The sequence below is a fragment of the Brevibacillus migulae genome, from assembly GCF_004521915.1.
Taxonomy (GTDB): Bacteria; Bacillota; Bacilli; order Brevibacillales; family Brevibacillaceae; genus Brevibacillus_F; species Brevibacillus_F migulae.
Genome location: NZ_SDKD01000003.1, coordinates 1 through 19,028, shown reverse-complemented (window position 1 = coordinate 19,028; position 19,028 = coordinate 1). Strand labels below are relative to the sequence as shown.

The window sequence follows — 19,028 nt, the reverse complement described above, 5'->3', positions numbered from 1 at the left end:
CCTTTTCAATATTTTAGGTCATTTCCAACTTTTTGGAAACACCAATGCACCACTCTCACTACGTCCATCAAACAAAATGCAGCTTCTTACCAACGCAAAAAAGGGAGATGACGCATCGGCTTCTCCCTTTTTCATCCTCTCACTTCACATGCTTAAGCTTCTCCGGATTCATCATGATATAAATCTCCTCAATGCGGTTTCCCTTAAGCTTGAAGCTGAGGACGCTATGCACTTGTTCGTCGATCAAACCGATGAAGCCCGGCTGCCCATTGACCTCTGCGGGTTGATACCATAATGAATCTGGCCGTTTTTTTGCAATACCCGTTAAGAAAAGCGCCACACGCTCCGCAGTAGTGATCGGATTGAGTGCTGCTTTGACGACGCCGCCGCCATCCGAGTACAGTACGGCCTCTTTCGTCAGCAGTGAAAGCACTCGCTCCACATTCCCTGACACAATCGCTTGCAAAAAGTCCTGGACCAGTTGTCTATGCTGTTCCAGCGGGATCGATGCTTCCTCTGATTCGTTCCCCAGCTTCTGTTTCACCCGCGAAAGAATCTTGCGGCAATTCGCCTCCGATTTCCCCGTCATCTCTGCAATTTCCGGATAGTCAAAAGCCAGCGCTTCACGCAGCACCAGCACGGCTCTTTCCGTTTCCGTCAGCTTTTCCATCATGGTGAGATAAGCGAGAGACAGGTGGTCCCGCATAATTGCAGAAGATTCAGGATCTCCGTTTGCGACATCCGTCAACAATGGCTCCGGCAGCCAAGGCCCGACATAGACTTCACGTTTGCTGCGTGCGGAACGCAGTTGGTCAATACAGCGGTTGGTGACCATTTTGCATAAAAAGGCCTTCACATTCGTGACTCTCGTCGTATCTACTTTATCGAGGGCAAGAAAAATATCTTGTACCATATCCTCGGCATCCATTACGCTCCCGAGCATTCGGTAGGCCAAAGAAAAAAGCAGCGGTTTATAGGTTACGTACAGCTCCTGAATCTCGATTTTCCATCACTCCTACTCCCTTAGCAAGCCAGATCGTCTTTACCTCCCATTATACAACTCTTATTTCCATAAAAAACCACCCTCTCGTACTTTTGAGAAAGTGGTTTTTACATGTCCACATGCGTTTATGTTTTTTGCAGAGCTTCTCTTTGCTCCCAACTGATAAACGTATCTTCCCACATGATTTGATACCGATTCTCCTCCACCGCTATCACGAGGCCGCGGGTACCATCCCTGACAAACACGACGTAGTCGCCGATTGCCAACATGGATCGTTACCCGAGACGAAAAATAATGCCGTGGCCGCCCTTGGGATATTCCCATTTTATATTTTGATAAGGGCATCCGATCCGGCAGCTTCCGCATTCATGGCAGCCTTCATAGCCGACATGCATGCGGATCTCTTCCCATTTGTACACTTCCGCCGGACAGAAGATGGTGCATAATTTGTCCGGGCACTTCGTCATGCAGATGTCCGTATCCAGGACATGCAGATGGGACTCTGTATTCGCCTTAAAGCGGATCAAGTACTGCTTTTCTTCAATCGTCGCTCCTTTGGGCTGATTGCTCACTACTTCATCACCTTCCAAGCAGCAAGTAAGTCGCGGGCGATTTTGAACTTGTCGCCGGCTCCCCCGATGTCTTTCCAGATCTTCTTCTGTTTTTCCCTCTTCGGTGTGCCATCAACGGTAAACATCTGGCTGGCCGCCTTGTTCATCAACGGAATGTATTTTTCAAAGTAGTGCGGGTATTTTTCGAAGTGATGGGTCGCATCCTTATACTTTTTCAGATCCTCCCCGACGAAGCTGTTCATCAGGTTGACCCGATAGCTGTCCAGCATGGTGCGGGAAAAGTCTCCCGCCTCCTTGGCGCGCACGATCGCTTCTGCAGCCATGACGCCTGAGGTCATCGCCATGTTGGAGCCTTCTCGGTGGATCGCATTGACCATCTGCGCGGCATCGCCGACCACCACGACCCCGTCACCGACGATGCGCGGCATGGAGTTGTAGCCGCCCTCAGGGATGAGGTGGGCCAGATATTCCTGCTGCTCCGTGCCCTGAATATAGGGGCGGATCATCGGATGCTGCTTCACATACTCTAACAGTTCGTATGGCTTGATTTTCGCCTTGATCAGGCCGGACAGCATCGCACCGACGCCGATATTCAGGCTGTCCTTGTTCGTATAGAGCCAGGCTGTTCCGAGGATACCTTTGGTCGAATCGCCAAAAATCTCGATCGTGCAGCCTTGATCCCCTTCCAGATTGAAACGGTCCTCGATGATTTTTTTATCCAGCTTCAGCACTTCCATGACGGCGAGGGCCACTTCATCCGGGCGGAATTCCTTATGAAAGCCGAGCGACTTGGCAAGCAACGAATTGACACCGTCTGCAAGCACCACGACGTCCGCATACACGTCGCCATCCGGGCGATCCGTGCGCACCCCGATCACTTTTCCGTTTTCGACGATGCACTCGGTCACGACGGTCTCATTGATCAGCAAAGCTCCTTGCTTCACCGCCTGATCGGCAAACCACTGGTCAAACTTGGCGCGCAGCACCGTGAAGTTGTTGTAGGGCTCCTGAGCCCATTCCATGCCTTTATAGCTGAAGGTCACTGCTGATTCGGCATCCAGCATCATGAAGCGCTGCTCCACGATCGGACGCTCGACAGGGGCTTCCTTGTAAAAGCCGGGGATGATATCGTCCATCATTTTGCGGTAAAGCACGCCGCCCATTACGTTTTTGGAGCCCGGATACTCGCCGCGCTCGATCAACAGGACATCGACGCCCGCTTTCGCCAAGGTGTAGGCACATGCTGTTCCGGCTGGTCCCGCTCCAACCACGATCACATCAAACTTTTCCGCCATACTGTACCTCCTCGGCTTTCCCTAATGCCTCCCGAAACCCTTCGATCAGCATGGGCACGATCTCGAATGCGTCTCCGACAATGCCATAATGGCAGGATTGAAAAATGGCCGCATTGGGGTCTTTGTTTATCGCGATGATCAATCCGGAATTGTGCATGCCCACAATATGCTGGATGGCTCCCGAGATCCCGATAGCAAAATATATCTTTGGCGTCACGGTGACCCCCGTCTGCCCTACCTGATGATGATGGTCGATCCAGCCTGCTTCGACCGCATCACGGCTGGCACCTACTGATGCTCCCAGCACCTCGGCGAATTGGTGGATCAATTGGAAGCCTTCTTTGCTGCCCAGTCCTTTTCCGCCTGCGACGATGATATCCGCCTCATCGATGCGGACTTTCTTTTCGGTATCGCGGACGATCTCCAAGACCTTGGTCCGGATATCCTCCTCGCCAAGCGACAGCGTCTCTTCGATCAGCGTGCCAGTGCGGCCTTTTTGCGGTTCAAGCGCTTTCATGACTTTCGGGCGGACGGTCGCCATCTGCGGACGGTCTTTTTTGCAGAGGATCGTCGCCATGATATTGCCGCCAAAAGCGGGACGGCTCGCTTCCAAGAGACCAGTATCTGCGTCCACATCCAGCATGGTGGTATCTGCAGTCAGACCCGTCGCCAAGTCAGTCGCTACGGCACTCGCTAAATCCTTTCCTGTGGAGGTCGCCCCGTACAGGAATATCTCCGGCTTATATGTCTCGACACAGTGAATGACCGCGCGCATGAATGTCTCTGTACGGTAGTGGCGGAAGATGGGGGCGTCATAGAGGTATACGATGTCGGCACCGTAGGCAAACACTTCATCAGCTAACGGTTTCACCTGATGTCCGATCAGGATCCCGGCGAGCGGAACTCCACGCTTGTCGGCCAGCTTGCGTCCAGCTCCGAGCAGCTCAAGCGATACGTGTGCGATTTTGCCTTCCTTTTGCTCGATGAACACCCATACGCCTTTGTAGTCCTCCAGGTTGCTCATCCCGTCACCTCCTTATCACGGAACAATTCTTTACGCTCCAGCAAAAGGGAAAGAATGCGGGATGCCTGCTCCTGAGGAGTGCCTGTAAGCATCTCTCCGCCCTTCGGTTTTTCCGGCGGCCATACTTTGGCGACGATGGTAGGGGAGCCCTTTAGCCCGAGCAGCGTGCGATCGACTCCCTCCAGATCATCGACCGACCAGATATGCGGCTGGTAGCGTGCCGCCCGGATCACATTTGGCAATGGGGAATACGGTACCTCGTTGATTTCTTTTTCCACCGAAAAGAGGCAAGGAAGCGTGGATTGAATCACCTCATAGCCATCCTCCAGCTTCCGATGGACGATTGCGTAGCCTTTTTCCTTGTTGACCTCCACCACCTTTTTCACGCTGGTCAAAGGCGGGATATCCAGACGACGGGCGATCCCCGGTCCTACTTGCCCGGTATCTCCGTCGATGGTCATTTTGCCGCAGATGATCAAATCGATCGGCAGGATCTTGCCGATTTTCTCCAGCGCTTTCGTCAAGGAATAGCTGGTCGCCAACGTGTCTGCCCCTGCAAAAGCCCGATCCGTGATCAAATAGCCTTCATCCGCTCCGATCTCGATGCATTTCTTGATCGCTTTGACCGCAGGCGGCGGCCCCATCGTGACGACAGAAACCGTACCGCCATAGCGCTGTTTCAGGCGAACCGCTTCTTCGACCGCATGGGCATCATACGGATTGAGAATGGCGGGTGCACTGGCCCGGTCCATCGTATTGGTCTTGGGATTCATCTTGATGATCTTGGTGTCGGGGACCTGCTTGATACAGGCCACGATATGCAGCATCCTATCTTCCCCCCTGTTCTTCTCTGTTCCAGGTTGTCTGATTTTTCCGCAGGATTTGAAAGCTTGCTCTGCTTTCAATCTATTTGTGGTCCGGATAGCCTATACCACTTTTGTCGGAAATGATGCTCGGATTCCACCTCCATCTTTGCAATGGTCAAGGGATTTTCCCTAAGCTGGATGACTTTATGTCAATTGGCACGGATGGCCAATCCTGCCCGGTATGGGCCGAGAACAGTGGGAAACGGGATCGCAATGGATTCGTGTAAGCGATTTCAGGAAAGGGTCAATGGAGTGAGTTTTTCGTGAATGTTCGAAACGAGGAGATTGGTTGTTAGGATTTTCACATGAATAGATGTGAGTAGAAGTGTTGGTAAGGAGCAGGCGAACGATGCCTAGCCTATGTGTGGAGTATGGCTGTACCTCTCCTTACCATTATAGAGAATTTTCTGAAAGGTTCAACGTGAAATTCATCATGCTTCTTTACTGATATGAGAGGATTCTTACATAGGTTCCTTTCTTGGACTTCTCTCTTGCCCGGCGATTTTGTTCCTGTATGGCAGGTGAGTATTCGCTGGCGTTGCACATGGTTCCATCGGAAAGCAAAAGCGGCGGGTCAATGAGGCGTTCCTTCAATCTGAGCGAGCAATCGTAATTTTCTTCATCCTCGGCCACCCGCACTCCCGGGCGAAGCTGCTCGAGCAGCAGTGCCAATTCCTGATCTTGGGCGTCTCTCAGCTTTTGCAGCACCTTTTCATCATCGCCTAAAAAATCTTCTATGGTCAGCAGGCGCTTTTCCAGTGCCAATGAGAGCAAACGAATCAATCGGTCATACCCGTAAACATTCAAGGGGTGCAAAAAGAAATCAATGACTTCCCGGTAGAAGGTGTCGACAAACCATTCCGCTGCTGCGATGCTGGTGATGGCGATTTTCCCCTCCGCCACTGTGAGAGAAGCGAGAAACCGAACCGCCTCCTCGTTGGTGATGACTCCATACGTGGCCATATCCCGCAATGTATAATCAATCCGATCCGCGCACAGCTCCGGAAGCGGCCGGTCCAAAAGCCTCCACTCCCCAGCTAGCAGGCTTTCGAGGCTCAAGCCGTGTCTTGCCAATATCTGCGGAATCTCCGAGCTTTCCAAAACATCCGCGAAAATATGCTCATGGTAATCTTCCTCCGCATGCTGGAGTACGTGGTCGATGACGTGGGAAAAAGCAGTGTGCGACACATCATGAAGAAGCCCTGCGATCTGCTCTTCCAGACTGCCGCCGAGCTTGCGGATCAGCAGCATGACCCCGAGCGAGTGTTCGTACCGGGTGACATTCCACGCCGGATTCACCAGATAGCTCGCTCCTCCCTGATGGATTTTTTTTAAGCGCTGTACGGGTGCCGAGTTAATCAATTCAGCCAATACCTCCTCCACTTCAAAGGTTCCGTACAGCTTGTCAGTTACGATCATTGGGTATCCTCCTGTTTTCCAACATAGTGGTGGGGGAAGGGAAGAACGGGCGGTGCTGCGTTCTTGCCACACCCTCAAGAGGGTATATACTGTCCGGTTCCGCTTTCAAAAACGGTACGTCGCGCAAAAATTTCGCGGAAGCCTATTCATACGTAGGGGTTGCGCGACAAGCGTGTACGGTTTTTGAAAGCTCCACCTTTGTAGGTGTGACAAAGACTCCGCCCGTCCCGTTCTTCCCTTCCTCACGCGGCTATCGAAATGGTTCGAATGGCCGTGGGGCGTAGAATGAAGCGGAGTTTTGAAATATGCTCTCCCCACCGCAGCAACTTACCTCCACATGACTTGCGCCGTTTTCAAACAGCAAATAAAAGCCGCTGGTCAATCCCAACCAGCGGCCAAGCAAATCAATTACGCTTTCGGAAGCTCGAACGAACTCTTCAAGGATACGATTCGGTTAAACACGAGTTTATCCTTGGTCGAATGCTTCGGATCCACATTGAAGTAGCCATGACGGAAGAATTGGAACTTGTCATGCGCTTGGGCATCCTTCATGTTGTCCTCCACAAAGCCATGGACAACCTCCAATGAGTTTTGGTTGATATGATCGAGGAAGGACGAGTTTTCATCTTCCTCCGCATCATCGAGAATCAATGGCTCATACAGACGGAATTCCGCAGGCACGGCATGTTTGGCATCCACCCAGTGGATCGTCCCTTTTACTTTCCGGCCGGTAAAACCGCTGCCGCTCTTTGTTTCCGGATCATAGGTGCAGTGCAGCTCGATCACATTGCCATCCGCATCTTTGACGACATCCTCGCATTTGATGAAATACGCATTTTTCAAGCGCACTTCATTTCCCGGGAAGAGTCGGAAATATTTCGGCGGCGGTGTCTCCATAAAGTCGTCTTGCTCGATATAGATTTCGCGGGAGAACGGGATTTGGCGCGTGCCCATTTCCGGATTTTCCGGATTGATCTCGGCATCCAGCATTTCCACTTGGCCTTCTGGATAGTTGGTAATGACGACTTTCAGCGGACGCAGGACACCCATCGTGCGCGGCGCTTTCAGCTTGAGATCTTCACGGATAAAGTGCTCCAGCATTTTCTCGTCCACGACGCTGTAGCTGCGCGATACACCCGTTTCGCGCATGAAGGTGCGGATCGATTCCGCCGTATACCCGCGACGGCGCAGCCCGGAAATGGTCGGCATGCGCGGATCATCCCAGCCATCGACCACTTTCTCATCAACCAACAGCTTCAGCTTCCGTTTGCTGGTCACGGTATTGGTCACATTTAAACGGGCAAATTCATATTGATGCGGCACATGCTCCATCTCACACTCACGCACGACCCAATCATAGAAGGGGCGTTGATCCTCGAATTCCAAGGTACAGATCGAGTGCGTTATGCCTTCAATCGCATCTTCCAGCGGATGGGCAAAGGCATACATCGGATAGATGCACCATGCGTCTCCGGTTCGATGGTGATGGGCATGGGCGATCCGATAGATGACGGGATCGCGCAGGTTGATATTCGGAGAAGCCATATCGATCTTGGCACGGAGTACTTTTTCCCCGTCCTTGAACTCCCCGTTGCGCATCCGGGCAAACAGATCCAGGTTTTCCTCGACGGAGCGATTGCGGTATGGGCTTTCTTTTCCCGGTTCTGTCAGGGTGCCGCGATATTCGCGGATTTCATCGACGGACAGATCGTCGACATAGGCTTTTCCTTTTTTGATCAGGAGGACTGCACGATTATACATCTCTTCAAAAAAGTCGGAGGCAAAAAAGAGCTGCTCCCACTCATAACCGAGCCATTTCACATCTTCCTTGATCGCTTCTACGAATTCGGTATCTTCTTTGAGCGGATTGGTATCGTCGAAGCGCAGGTGGGTGCGTCCTTTGAACTCATCGGCCAATTCAAAATTGAGGCATATCGATTTGGCATGTCCAATATGTAAATAGCCGTTCGGTTCTGGAGGAAAACGGGTGACGATCTTGTCTACTTTCCCCTGCTCGAGATCCTCCACCAGGATATTGCGAATAAAATTGGATACTGCGGGCTTGTTCTCCATGGATTTCAACCTTTCATACACGTAAAGTCTGTCGACACGTAAAATTCTTATTCCATCATACTGTGAAGAGAAGGAGAGTTCAACTTTTGCGAACGAAAAACACGTATGCGCAAAATGCAAAGAATCCCTTCCCGTCATGAGAACGGGGAGGGATTCAACAATTGGCGATCAGTTCGCCTGAGCTACGATGTTTCGGGCAATCCATACGCCTGCGGCACCCGCTTGGGCGAGCCCGCGGGTAATCCCCGCACCGTCGCCGCCGCAATACAGTCCTTTGATCTCGGTTTCAAACTGCTCCGTGAGCTTCGGACGAGCGGAGTAGAACTTGGCTTCGACGCCGTAGAACAACGTATGCTCCGAAGCGATACCTGGCGTTACTTTTTCCAAGGCTTCCATCATTTCAATCAAGCTTTTCATGGTGTTATACGGGAGTACGAGTCCCAAATCTCCCGGCACGGCTTCTTTCAAGGTCGGCTCCAGGAAACCTTCCTTGATGCGGTTCTCAGTGGATCGTCTGCCCCGGATGATGTCTCCGTACTTCTGTACGATGACCCCGCCGTTGGACAGATCGTTCGCACGCTTGCAGATCTCGCGTGCATACTCGTTCGGCTTGTCAAATGGCTCGGTGAATTTATGCGACACCAGCAGAGCAAAGTTCGTATTCGGCGAACCCAGCGCCGGATCTTTGTAGGAGTGACCGTTTGCAGCCATTACACCGCTGTGGTTTTCAACAACGACGTGGCCCGAAGGATTGCTGCAAAACGTGCGTACCCGTGTCCCCACAGATGTATTGAAGACAAACTTGCCTTCATACAGATGCTCGTTGATCTCCTGCATCACCACATCGGAGGTTTCCACGCGCACGCCTACGTCCACCTGGTTGTTGTACATTTTCAATCTGCGCTTTTTCAAAATCTCAGTCAACCACGCGGAACCGTCGCGCCCTGGTGCAATCACCACATAGTCGCTGTGGAATTCTTCCCCATTGCCCAATACGATACCCTGCACCCGATGCTGGCCATCCTCTTTTACGGTCAGGATGTCAGCCACCTCGGTCTTGAAGACCATGTCGATACGATCTTTCAAATATTCATAGATCGATTTGAGAATCTCCAGATTTTGCTCCGTTCCCAGATGGCGGACCTGCGCGCGCAGCAGCTTCAATCCGGCAGCAAAGCCGCGCTGCTCGATATTCCGCACCGTATCCGTGGTCGGATCGGTAATCGACTCGGTCGCGCCATGCTTCAGATTGATCTCATCCACATAGGTAATGAGCTCCAGCACTTTGGAAGGGTTCAGATAATCGGTCATCCAACCGCCGAACTCCGTCGTGATATTGAATTTCCCGTCGCTGTAAGCACCGGCTCCGCCAAATCCGCCGGTAATCGAACAGGCGGGCAAGCATCCGGCAAAATCCTTCTTCCCGGCTGGCGGCGGACAGAGCTTGATTTTTTCCTCCAGGATCGGACAGCGGCGATCATAAATATTGTGTCCCTTGTCGATGAGCAGCACTTTCTTTTCGGGAGCTTTGAGGCTTAGCTCGTAGCTGGTGAAAATGCCTGCTGGTCCTGCCCCTACAATAATCACATCATATTTTTTCATCGTGAATACCCCCAACTCATCTTGTAGTCTCGCTAGAAAGTATGGACTTCATACTACGCGGTGGCGCCAAGCTTTAGGCGGAGCCTTATAAAAAGTTCCTTTCCACGCAAAAATTCCTGCCGCGAATAGGATGTATGAAAGACCACCCTATTCGTAGACAGGAATTTATCGGTTCCTTGTAGAGACCCTCAAACCATATTATTGAGGATATACGAATAGTCTTAGTATTTAGCATGATCGGTTACGGAAATTATCTTAACGAAAAAAGATTAACAAGTCAACGGGTTGTTTTTAACAATATTCGTGTTTTGTTCACCAACATAACAAACAACTTAAATAATTTTAATATAAAATCAACAAATACGAACATTCATTAACACACTCCGAAAAACTCCTACAAACCCATTCTTCAACAAAACAAAAACGAAGATGCATAAATACGACATCTTCGTTCGGATATTGACGTTATTTTTGTGGACGGGTTCGATTTGTAGGCATCGCTTCCAAAGGATTATCTGGCCAATAATGCTTGGGATATCGTCCTTTCAGGTCCTTTTTCACTTCGAAATACGTTTGTGACCAGAAGCTGGCGAGATCCCGCGTCACTTGCACCGGACGTGATGCAGGAGAAAGGAGATGCAGCAGCAGGGGGATTTTCCCCTTTCCGATCTGTGGCGTATCGGCAAGGCCAAACATCTCCTGCAAACGTACCGCAAGCACCGGAGCGGTTGGATCGCTGTAGTCAATCGGAATGCGAGAGCCGCTCGGAGCGAGATAATGAGTCGGCGCTTGCTCGTCCAGCACCTTTCTCTCCTCCCAGGACAGCATCGCTTCCAAAATCCCTGTCAGCTGCAAGCGATTCAAATCATCACGGCTTTTCATCCCATAGAGATGCGGCGCCAGCCAATCGGAAAGCGTACGAAGCAGCTGCTCGTCAGACACGTCGGGAAATCGGGAGTCGAGCTGATGCATGAAAATCATACGCTGCTGCAGCTGTCTTGCCTTCCGATCCCACGGCAAGATCTGGATGCCTTTTTTGCCAATCGCCATAAGCAAGGCGTTTACTACTCGCTCCTCATTGGGACGAGCTGCCGGTTCTTCCGCGACGACCAAAGCCCCCAACCTTTTTCTCCTCCGCGCACGCACCATTTCTTTTTCTTCATCCCAAGTGACGACATCCTCTTCGACCAGCGCTTCCTGCTCCTCTCGCAACCATTTGGCAAGAGGAAAAGAAGCCGCAAGCAAGATCCGGCTGTCCGCTCCCTGATCATCCAATTCGATGGCGACCAGATATGATTCTTGGCCAAGCCGCTGCCCCTGCGGCAATACAGACCCGCGGCCATTGCTTAACAAATATCGGCCATCCTCTCGCCGCTGAGCGATCCGATCCGGAAAAGCGAAAGCCAGCAAGAGACCGCAATCAGCAAGATCTCCGCTTTCATCAGCCTCAATCCCCAGCTGCCGCTTGAGCTGACTGCTTTCCTGCCGGATCCTCCGCAGAGCCGCCTGATCGACACGCAGCTTTTCGCCAGCGGATCCGGTCCCCTGTAAAGCTTCTACCCGCAGCTCTATGTCGATATCCGCTAGCCGATTCTCTCCCTGCAGCAGATCCCGCTCTCCAAGCAAGGCTGCCAGGTCACAGGCCAGTGCTCCGCGCCCGTGGACACAAGCCCGAATCACCATATGGGCCAGCCGTGGATGAATCCCCAACGCAGCCAGCTTGCGACCATGCGGTGTGACTACACCTGTCTCATCGATCGCTCCCAGCTGCCGCAGCAGCCCCTTCGCCTGTTCCACCGCTGCTTGCGGAGGAGCATCCAGCCATAGCAATTCTGCCGGATCACGCACTCCCCACAGCGCCAGCTCCAAGACCAGCGGAGTCAGATCCGCATCCATGATCTCCGGCTGACTGCACGCTGCCAAGTGACGATCCTCTTGCTCCGTCCAAAGCCGATAGCAGACACCCGGTCCCAAGCGCCCCGCCCGCCCGCGCCGCTGATCGGCAGAGGCTCGTGATACGCGAATGGTCTCCAGGCGGCTCATTCCCGTGCGCGGTGAATAACGCGGGACGCGCATGAGGCCGCTATCGATGACAATCCCGATACCCGCCACCGTCAGACTAGACTCGGCAATGGAGGTGGCCAGCACGATTTTTCGCGTTCCCTGCGGACTCGGTGCAATCGCCAGATCCTGCTGCTCCTGTGTCATATTTCCGTACAGCGGGGCGATTCGTACCGGCTCCCCGCTATGCTGCTCCTTCAGCACGGCTTCCACCCTGCGAATTTCCGCCACCCCTGGCAAGAAAACCAGCAAATCACCCGGATGTTCCCGAAGCGCCTGCGATACGGCTTTGGCAGTCGTCGACTCGATCGGCTTCCCTGCTTCGGAGCGTTCCAGATAATGCGTCTCGACCGGAAAGCTTCTGCCTTCACTTGTGATTACCGGGGCCCCACCCAAAAGCGCAGCGATCGGTTCAGCATCCAGCGTGGCGGACATGACCAGCAGCCGCAGATCATCGCGCAACAACGCTTGTGATTGCAGACAGAGCGCCAGACCCAAATCGGCCTGCAGACTCCGCTCATGAAACTCGTCAAAAATAACCAGTCCGACTTCCTCCAAAGCTGGATCCGTCTGCAGCATGCGCGTCAGCACACCCTCGGTAATCACTTCCACACGTGTATGCGGCCCCACTCGCGTATCCTGCTTGATCCGATAGCCAATGCTATCTCCCACCTGCTCACCCAGCGAGGACGCCATATAGCGCGCTGCAGACCGTGCTGCAAGACGCCGCGGCTCGAGCACCAGGATTTTTCTGCCCTCCAGCCACGGTTCATTCATCAATTCCAGCGGCACCTGTGTGGTCTTCCCAGCTCCCGGCTCCGCTACGAGGATTCCATTTCGACTCGACTCTAGCATCTTTTTTATATCAGGAAGCACTGTATGTATAGGCAGTGTGGACATCATCATCACTCCAACTCACTTTGCACTTCGCTACCAACATCCTATCCTACTTCTTCTATTCGGACAAAAGTTTCATGATTCATTAGAGAGGGTAATGATAGATTGTTAAAATAGCAAATCTTGCTTATAGTAAAAATTACTAGCATTCGAAAAAGGCAAAGCCGTCGAAAGGCGGTGACGCAAAGCTATAGGGGCTAATGTCTTTGACTATGCCTGCCAGCTACCGAAAAAATCAGGTGATCCCGCCAGAGGTCTACCCGTTTTTCGGGTGGCCTTTTTTCTTAGCAGCCCATACTCGACCGAATGCGCTGTAATTCAAATTACTGAACTGGAGGGATTTCACATCATGAAACGTTTCCTATTCTTGTTTTTTTCTCTTCTTTTAGTCTGTATGTATGTACCTCATGCCTCTGTAACTACCTATGCGCAGTCACAAACGGTTAAGGTGCAAACCAAAAAGGCAGACGGAAAGATAACCAGTGTAGACAGCGCAACGGGTAGCCTTTCCATCACAGCGAAAGAGAAGACAATCGAACTGTCAATCGACTCGACTGCTATTCTGAAAGTGTCAGGCATCAAGAATCCGTCCCTTTCCGATATTTGGGTCGGTGACAAAGCAAGTGTTTCCTACGTAGAAGTGAATGGCGTAAATACAGTCAAGATCCTCTCTCTTTCCAAGCAAAAAGGGGCGCTAAAAGGGGTTGTCGAAGCAATCGATTTGGAAGCACGCACGCTCACCGTTTCCGGAAAAACCGCTGCATTGACGGATCAAACTGCGATCCGTCTCGACCGTGCGTCCCTCTCCCTTGAGAATATTGTGGTGGGAGATAAAATCGAAATTAGCGGATTCATGAAGGATGGTGTCCTGCAGGCATCCACCGTCGCGGTCAAGCGGAAAACATCCGTTATCAAAGGAGAGGTTACCCTGATCAGCGAAGCAGGAGAAAGCATCACGATCAGCAAAAAACAAGTGAACATTACGGATCAAACAAAAGTGTACGTAAACAAGGAAGAGGCGACATTAGCTGATATCTTCACCGGCGACAAAGCTTCCGTCTCTGCCAGCAGCATTGGAAACGAGCTTTTCGCCAATGCCATTCAGATTACGCGCAAGCCAGTCGAGATTAAAGGCATTATCGAGACAGTTGATCTGGAAGGTGGCTCTATCATCATCGACGGAAAAACGCTGCTGATCGATGATGAAACCGAAATTGAGTCTGACGATGAAAACGCCGATATCGCTGTACTTGTTGAGGGAATGGAAGCAGAAGCAAAAGCGCTTCGCGTCGGAGAGAGCGATTGGGCAGTGCTGAAACTTGAAGTAAAACTGCCAGAAGAAAAAGAAGACGACGAAGATAAAGACGATGATGATGACAAGGATTATGACGAAGACAAGGACGATGGCGACAAAGATGACGAGGATAAAGACGGCGGCGATGGCGAAAAGGTACGCAACGGCGAAGTATCCGGCCGAATCGAGTCTATCGATCCTGCTGCGATGAAGCTTACAGTCAAAGGAACAGAAGTGACCGTAACCGAATCCACCCTCATCATCGGTAAAAAGGATAAAAAGTTGACATTAGAGCAAATCCCGGTAGGCACCAAAGTGGAAGTAAAAGGGATTCAAAGTGCGGAAAAACTGCTGATCGCTACGAAAATAAAAGTAGAATTATAAATTGACAATTAAAAACGAAACAGGACAATAGCCAATCACCTCAAGGCTTTCGCCCTGTTTTTTCTTATCCCTTGCGCGTCTCGAGGAAAGCCACCGTCTTGGCAAGCCCCTCTTCATAGGAGGTACGCGGCAGCGGCCCAATCAGCCTTTCATATTTCACTCCCGACAGCACCACGGGCTCTTCGTTCAAATACATCATCTCATAAAATTCACGCATATAACGGTTAAACAGGCCAAGCAATCCAATTGTTCCCTTTCCGACCGTTCCTACCTTTCCTTTGTAGCCAGTCAACGACCGCATGATCTCCATCAGATCGTCCCCCGAGATCGTGCTGTGCCCCGGGATGTTCCAGACCTGCCCATAAGCCTCAGGATGCAGTGCCAGCTCCACTGCTGCTTTTGCTCCGTCCGGTGTAAAGATATACTCCCGCTCGAGGGATGGATCACCGATAAACCGAGCCGTTTTCTTCGCATGCATCGCTTCCAGCGTCACATGGAGCAAGGTCTGACCCGCATTTGGACCGTAAAAATCGGGAAAATGAGCAAGGATCACCGGCACCCCCTGTTCATGTGCAGCAAACGCCATTTGCTCCAATTGAAGGCGAATCTTCCCTTTCTTCGTATGTGGTTGTTTGGGAGTCATTTCGGTGACGGATTGCCCTGGACTTCTCCCGTAGGAATAAATATTATCCACGATGAAAAGCTTCGCCGATACCTGTCTCGCCGCTTCCAATACATTGGCCATCAGCTTTGGCTGTTTTTCTTTCCACTCCGGATACGGGATATTGATCGAATGAAAGATCACATCGACACCTTCACATGCGCCGATCAAATCGTTCAGCTTGAAAACATCCCCGCTTTTGATCGTGACAAGGGATTGATGGGCAAATAGCGCCTCCAGCTTCTCCGCGCTTCGGGCAAAAGCGGTCGTGTCAATCCCCCTGCTGACCAGCTCGTTGACGAGCGAAAAGCCCATGCCACCTGAAGCCCCTAAAACTACAGCTTTCTTCATCATGAATGAATCGCCTCCTCTTAATTAACCACCGTTCAATTAATGGATAAAAAAAACTAAGGAATGATCTTGCACAAATTTCCCACGTGGGCCTGCGCCAAAGATTCGACATCCTCATAAGATTGGCCCGACTTGCAGTAATGCGAGACAAACCCATGCAGCGATAGAAAAATGGACCAGATCATGGTCGGGTTCGCCTTTTTTTCACTCAGCAAAAAAATCGCCTGCGCAAACTTCCCATACGTCTGGTCCGGATTCCCAGACAAATACGGTTGGAGTTCTTCATCCTTGATCATAAACATGATCTCGTAGTGACTCTGATGCTCCAGTCCAAAACGGATGAATCCCAAAAGCACATGGAACAGCTTTTTCCTTGGCTCTTCTTCGGTGCGCAGAACTTCCTCGAGCTTTTGATCCAGCAGAGAAAAATCCTGATTGACGAGTGAATAGAACAAATCCGCTTTGCTCTTGAAATGATAATAAATCGAGCCATGGCTATACCCCAATGCGGCAGCAATCTGACGCATGGACACGGAGCGGTATCCCTGCGTTACAAACAGGTCCCTAGCCACGTCGAGTATTTTTTCTTTTGTCAGCTCCTGATCCACTGCTCTTCTTGCCATTTGGTTCACCTCCCCCATTAATTAACCACTGTTCAATTATTGTTGTTTTCATCTTAGCATGATGCATTTCCATTTACAAGTGTTTCCTTTTTTCGTTACTGTGGCGGTAAGAAGCATCAATAAAAAACAAAAAGCCGCCCCAGCTACCGAGGCGACTTTGCAATTCCCTTAATTCACGCTGTTAATGCTGCTTACTGCTTGAGGCATCTCTTCCTGCCGATACTCCACTTTCTTCGGATCAAATCCGTGCCCCAGTGACGCATAGACCTTCCCATTGCCCGGATCGATCAATTCCTTGTCCTCGAAATAAATGCGCGGTGTTTTCCACAGTGAGATCAGCGCACGGCCCAAAGGCATCTCATGGTAACGCTCCGGCCACATGTTCTTGATGTGCTTTTTCACGAGCGGATAATATTTTGAGCTCATCCCTGGAAACAGGTGATGCTCGGTATGATAAGAAAAGTTGAAGTGTAGGAAATCAACCCAGCGAGGAACGGTTACACTCAAGCTGTTTGCGAGCGGATCATTTACCGGCACAATCGGGTTCAGGCGGTGATTGGTCGCAATGTAACCCATCACGATCGCATTGGCAATCAGCAACGGGATGAGATAGGCGAACAACCATTTGTCGAAGCCCATCCAAAACAAGAGTCCAATCCAAAACGCCCAAGGCAGCAACAGCTGCAGCCAGACAGCGGGACGATTCTTCTCGTCAAACTCTTTGATGAAGCGGACAAACATTCGGGTTGAATGCAGTGTAAAGGTAATCGACAAAGCCGCAAAACTAAACAGGGAACGAATAAACAACGGCAGGCGATAAATTTTGACCATGATCGGGCGCTTCAGCAATTGCTCGAGCGTGGCCCACGCATCCGGGTCATCGTGTTCGTCCTGTGTATGAACATGGTGGGTCATGTTATGCCATTTGCGCCAGAGTCTTGGTCCCGTGCTTAACGGCCAAAAGGCGATCGCACCCAAGAAATTGCGAAGCCACGCTTTTCGCACGACGGTTCCATGCAAGATTTCGTGTCCAAGGAATCCGAGAGAGGCAAAGCAAGATCCCAATACGAGAGCAATCAACAGATTTGCCCAGGCGTGGAGGTCGATCAGACCGATGACGAGGAGTCCTGCTACGGAGAGCGCGAGATAAGCGAGACCTCCCAGCAGGCGCAGAGGCACTGGTTTAAACGCTTTCTCAGGCAGGTGTGGCTGTATGCGTCCTGCATACCAACCGAGTGTTTGAAGTTCCTTCATAAATTGGCTCCTTTCAGGATCGTAAGTCCATAAAAAAGTTAGAGATAAAACCTAAGGCAAGAGACTAACGGTCATCCAGAAAGAAGTCAGAGGCGATCTATGCAAACGCTGCTTATCCCATCAGCGCACTGTCATCGCTTTCTACTCAGTCAATCGTAACAAGCTGAGAAAATAAAAGCAATCAATTTTTTAATACCTGGTAATAAATTCTGGTTCTAATTGGTAGAAAAGTGGGACATTTTGTTATACTATTCATAAAAGCGAATTTGGGAAGGGAGGGCTTCCATCTTGTCCGTCTACGATTTCACAGTCACAACCATCCACGGGACCGAAAAATCCCTGTCCGATTATCGGGGCAACGTGCTGTTAATTGTTAACACCGCCAGCAAATGCGGGTTCACTCCGCAGTACAAAGGGCTTCAGGCTCTGTACGAAGCTTATCGCGACCAAGGACTCGAAGTGCTCGGCTTCCCCTGCGACCAATTCGGTCATCAGGAGCCTGGCGATGAAAACGAAATTCTCCAGTTTTGCGAATTGAATTTCGGGGTGACCTTTCCCCTCTTCGCCAAAATCGAAGTCAATGGCCCCCATGCCCATCCCTTGTATCAATACTTGACCAAAGCGAAACGCGGCATATTAGGCTCCGCCGCAATCAAGTGGAACTTCACGAAATTTTTGATCGATCGGAATGGTCAGGTCATCAAGCGATTTGCCCCTACCGACACGCCGGAAAAGATCGAAACGGAAGTAAAGAAACTGCTAGCCGATAACGCCTGAAGCAGGTTGACCTTCCAGCGATTATCTTTGCTTTACTGGGGCAGTTCCGATAAAATGAATAGTGTAGACCTATTCTTCTACAAAACAGGAGGAACATACAAACAAATGAAAAAACTTTGGATGCTTTTGATTGCTTTTGCATTGGTTTTCGCACCGCATGCTGGCGGATTTGATCAAGTGGACGCCAAAAAGAGCTACTCATCCGGCAAAAAATCGTTCAATTCAACAACCACTCCTACCAAGAGTGATACTCACGTAAATACATCCAAACCTGCTCAAACGACTACACCCGTCAAGAGCCCTTCCGTTTCCACTCCTAGCAAAGGTGGTTTTATGAAAGGAATTTTGTTCGGGGGATTGGCTGGGCTGATGTTTGGCAGCCTGCTGAGCAGCCTCGGATCTTTCGGCGGCATTATCGGCTTGCTCATCAATATCCTGGCGATCTATGTATTGTTCTCGCTCGTCCGCCGCATTTACCGTTCCTATAAGGCGTCGCGCAGACATCAGGATGTGCACGTATGGAAACGATAAAGTTTGCCGAACAAGATATCATTAATGCGATCTGCTTTCATATCGCAAGCAAAAAGCAAGTCGAGCCTCAGCAGGTCCTGGTCGAGCTGATGTGGGATGAAGACCACGGCTTTTCAGCGGAAGTGACGGTGCATGAGCGAACCCAGATATTGGTCGAGGCCAATTTCCTGGAAGCCATTCGCTACTGGCTGCAAACTCAGCTGAACCGCGATCCTTACGCTGCCGCTGTAGAGCTGCAGCTGGATGATGAGGAAGGAATCATTGCTTTCGCGAAATATCAGTAGAGTAGGAAACTGAAATTTTTCGGGCGACCTTCGGGTCGCCTTACTCTTTCAGCTCCC

The 19,028-nt window shown here is 51.0% G+C and carries 17 protein-coding genes and 2 riboswitches; of the genes, 4 read left to right on the top strand and 13 right to left on the bottom strand.

The genetic code is table 11. The features are described 5' to 3' along the window. Nucleotides 1–139: 139 nt before the first annotated feature. The 10 genes from EIZ37_RS04280 to hrpB form a co-directional block, all read right to left on the bottom strand. Nucleotides 140–988 (bottom strand): RNA polymerase sigma-70 factor, encoded by an 849-nt coding sequence (locus tag EIZ37_RS04280; protein WP_268898734.1) that lies wholly within the window; start codon nucleotides 986–988, stop codon nucleotides 140–142. Between the two features lie 140 nt (nucleotides 989–1,128). Further along, entirely contained in the window at nucleotides 1,129–1,272 is a 144-nt protein-coding gene (locus EIZ37_RS25840) for a hypothetical protein (RefSeq protein ID WP_167568656.1), read from the bottom strand. 6 nt (nucleotides 1,273–1,278) lie between these two features. Further along, on the bottom strand, nucleotides 1,279–1,575 hold the full coding sequence (locus EIZ37_RS04275) for a ferredoxin family protein (protein WP_205683778.1): 297 nt from the start codon (nucleotides 1,573–1,575) through the stop codon (nucleotides 1,279–1,281). Then, nucleotides 1,575–2,870: an FAD-dependent oxidoreductase gene (locus EIZ37_RS04270; RefSeq protein WP_134683337.1), complete on the bottom strand. Its 1,296-nt coding sequence runs from the start codon at nucleotides 2,868–2,870 to the stop codon at nucleotides 1,575–1,577. Before EIZ37_RS04270 ends, EIZ37_RS04275 begins: the two co-directional genes overlap by 1 nt. After that, nucleotides 2,854–3,894, bottom strand: a complete 1,041-nt coding sequence (locus EIZ37_RS04265) for an electron transfer flavoprotein subunit alpha/FixB family protein (protein ID WP_134683336.1) — start codon at nucleotides 3,892–3,894, stop codon at nucleotides 2,854–2,856. Before EIZ37_RS04265 ends, EIZ37_RS04270 begins: the two co-directional genes overlap by 17 nt. Then, the gene (locus EIZ37_RS04260; RefSeq protein ID WP_134683335.1) at nucleotides 3,891–4,721 is read right to left on the bottom strand and encodes an electron transfer flavoprotein subunit beta/FixA family protein; all 831 of its coding nucleotides are present in this window, start codon (nucleotides 4,719–4,721) and stop codon (nucleotides 3,891–3,893) included. Before EIZ37_RS04260 ends, EIZ37_RS04265 begins: the two co-directional genes overlap by 4 nt. Nucleotides 4,722–5,201: 480 nt before the next feature. After that, complete coding sequence (locus EIZ37_RS04255) at nucleotides 5,202–6,179, bottom strand: HD domain-containing protein (RefSeq protein ID WP_134683334.1); 978 nt, start codon at nucleotides 6,177–6,179, stop codon at nucleotides 5,202–5,204. Between the two features lie 408 nt (nucleotides 6,180–6,587). Beyond that, nucleotides 6,588–8,252, bottom strand: coding sequence for a glutamine--tRNA ligase/YqeY domain fusion protein (locus EIZ37_RS04250; RefSeq protein WP_134683333.1), 1,665 nt, complete (start codon nucleotides 8,250–8,252; stop codon nucleotides 6,588–6,590). A 168-nt stretch (nucleotides 8,253–8,420) separates the two neighbouring features. After that, nucleotides 8,421–9,854, bottom strand: coding sequence for an NAD(P)/FAD-dependent oxidoreductase (locus tag EIZ37_RS04245; protein WP_134683332.1), 1,434 nt, complete (start codon nucleotides 9,852–9,854; stop codon nucleotides 8,421–8,423). 134 nt (nucleotides 9,855–9,988) lie between these two features. After that, nucleotides 9,989–10,089, bottom strand: a riboswitch (purine riboswitch). A gap of 230 nt (nucleotides 10,090–10,319) precedes the next feature. Beyond that, on the bottom strand, nucleotides 10,320–12,815 hold the full coding sequence (gene hrpB, locus EIZ37_RS04240) for an ATP-dependent helicase HrpB (protein ID WP_134683331.1): 2,496 nt from the start codon (nucleotides 12,813–12,815) through the stop codon (nucleotides 10,320–10,322). Nucleotides 12,816–12,959: 144 nt separating this feature from the next. Beyond that, nucleotides 12,960–13,043: riboswitch (cyclic di-GMP riboswitch) on the top strand. A gap of 118 nt (nucleotides 13,044–13,161) precedes the next feature. Here hrpB and EIZ37_RS04235 point away from each other — a divergent pair. Continuing rightward, a complete protein-coding gene (locus tag EIZ37_RS04235) occupies nucleotides 13,162–14,490 on the top strand; it encodes a DUF5666 domain-containing protein (protein WP_134683330.1) in 1,329 nt (442 codons plus the stop codon). Between the two features lie 64 nt (nucleotides 14,491–14,554). Here the strand turns inward: EIZ37_RS04235 and EIZ37_RS04230 are convergent, their stop codons facing one another. The 3 genes from EIZ37_RS04230 to EIZ37_RS04220 form a co-directional block, all read right to left on the bottom strand. Beyond that, nucleotides 14,555–15,502 (bottom strand): NAD-dependent epimerase/dehydratase family protein, encoded by a 948-nt coding sequence (locus tag EIZ37_RS04230; RefSeq protein ID WP_134683566.1) that lies wholly within the window; start codon nucleotides 15,500–15,502, stop codon nucleotides 14,555–14,557. Nucleotides 15,503–15,558: 56 nt separating this feature from the next. Continuing rightward, nucleotides 15,559–16,125 carry a TetR/AcrR family transcriptional regulator gene (locus EIZ37_RS04225; RefSeq protein ID WP_134683329.1) on the bottom strand — a complete coding sequence of 189 codons (567 nt, stop codon included), beginning with the start codon at nucleotides 16,123–16,125 and terminating at the stop codon, nucleotides 15,559–15,561. A 168-nt stretch (nucleotides 16,126–16,293) separates the two neighbouring features. Then, nucleotides 16,294–17,379, bottom strand: a complete 1,086-nt coding sequence (locus EIZ37_RS04220; protein ID WP_134683328.1) for a fatty acid desaturase family protein — start codon at nucleotides 17,377–17,379, stop codon at nucleotides 16,294–16,296. A gap of 288 nt (nucleotides 17,380–17,667) precedes the next feature. Here EIZ37_RS04220 and EIZ37_RS04215 point away from each other — a divergent pair, with 288 nt between their 5' ends. The 3 genes from EIZ37_RS04215 (at nucleotide 17,668) to EIZ37_RS04205 (ending at nucleotide 18,971) form a co-directional block, all read left to right on the top strand. Further along, nucleotides 17,668–18,156 carry a glutathione peroxidase gene (locus EIZ37_RS04215; protein ID WP_134683327.1) on the top strand — a complete coding sequence of 163 codons (489 nt, stop codon included), beginning with the start codon at nucleotides 17,668–17,670 and terminating at the stop codon, nucleotides 18,154–18,156. Nucleotides 18,157–18,261: 105 nt separating this feature from the next. Beyond that, on the top strand, nucleotides 18,262–18,687 hold the full coding sequence (locus EIZ37_RS04210) for a hypothetical protein (protein ID WP_134683326.1): 426 nt from the start codon (nucleotides 18,262–18,264) through the stop codon (nucleotides 18,685–18,687). Continuing rightward, on the top strand, nucleotides 18,675–18,971 hold the full coding sequence (locus EIZ37_RS04205) for a YxcD family protein (RefSeq protein WP_134683325.1): 297 nt from the start codon (nucleotides 18,675–18,677) through the stop codon (nucleotides 18,969–18,971). Before EIZ37_RS04210 ends, EIZ37_RS04205 begins: the two co-directional genes overlap by 13 nt. The last annotated feature ends 57 nt before the right edge of the window (nucleotides 18,972–19,028 follow it).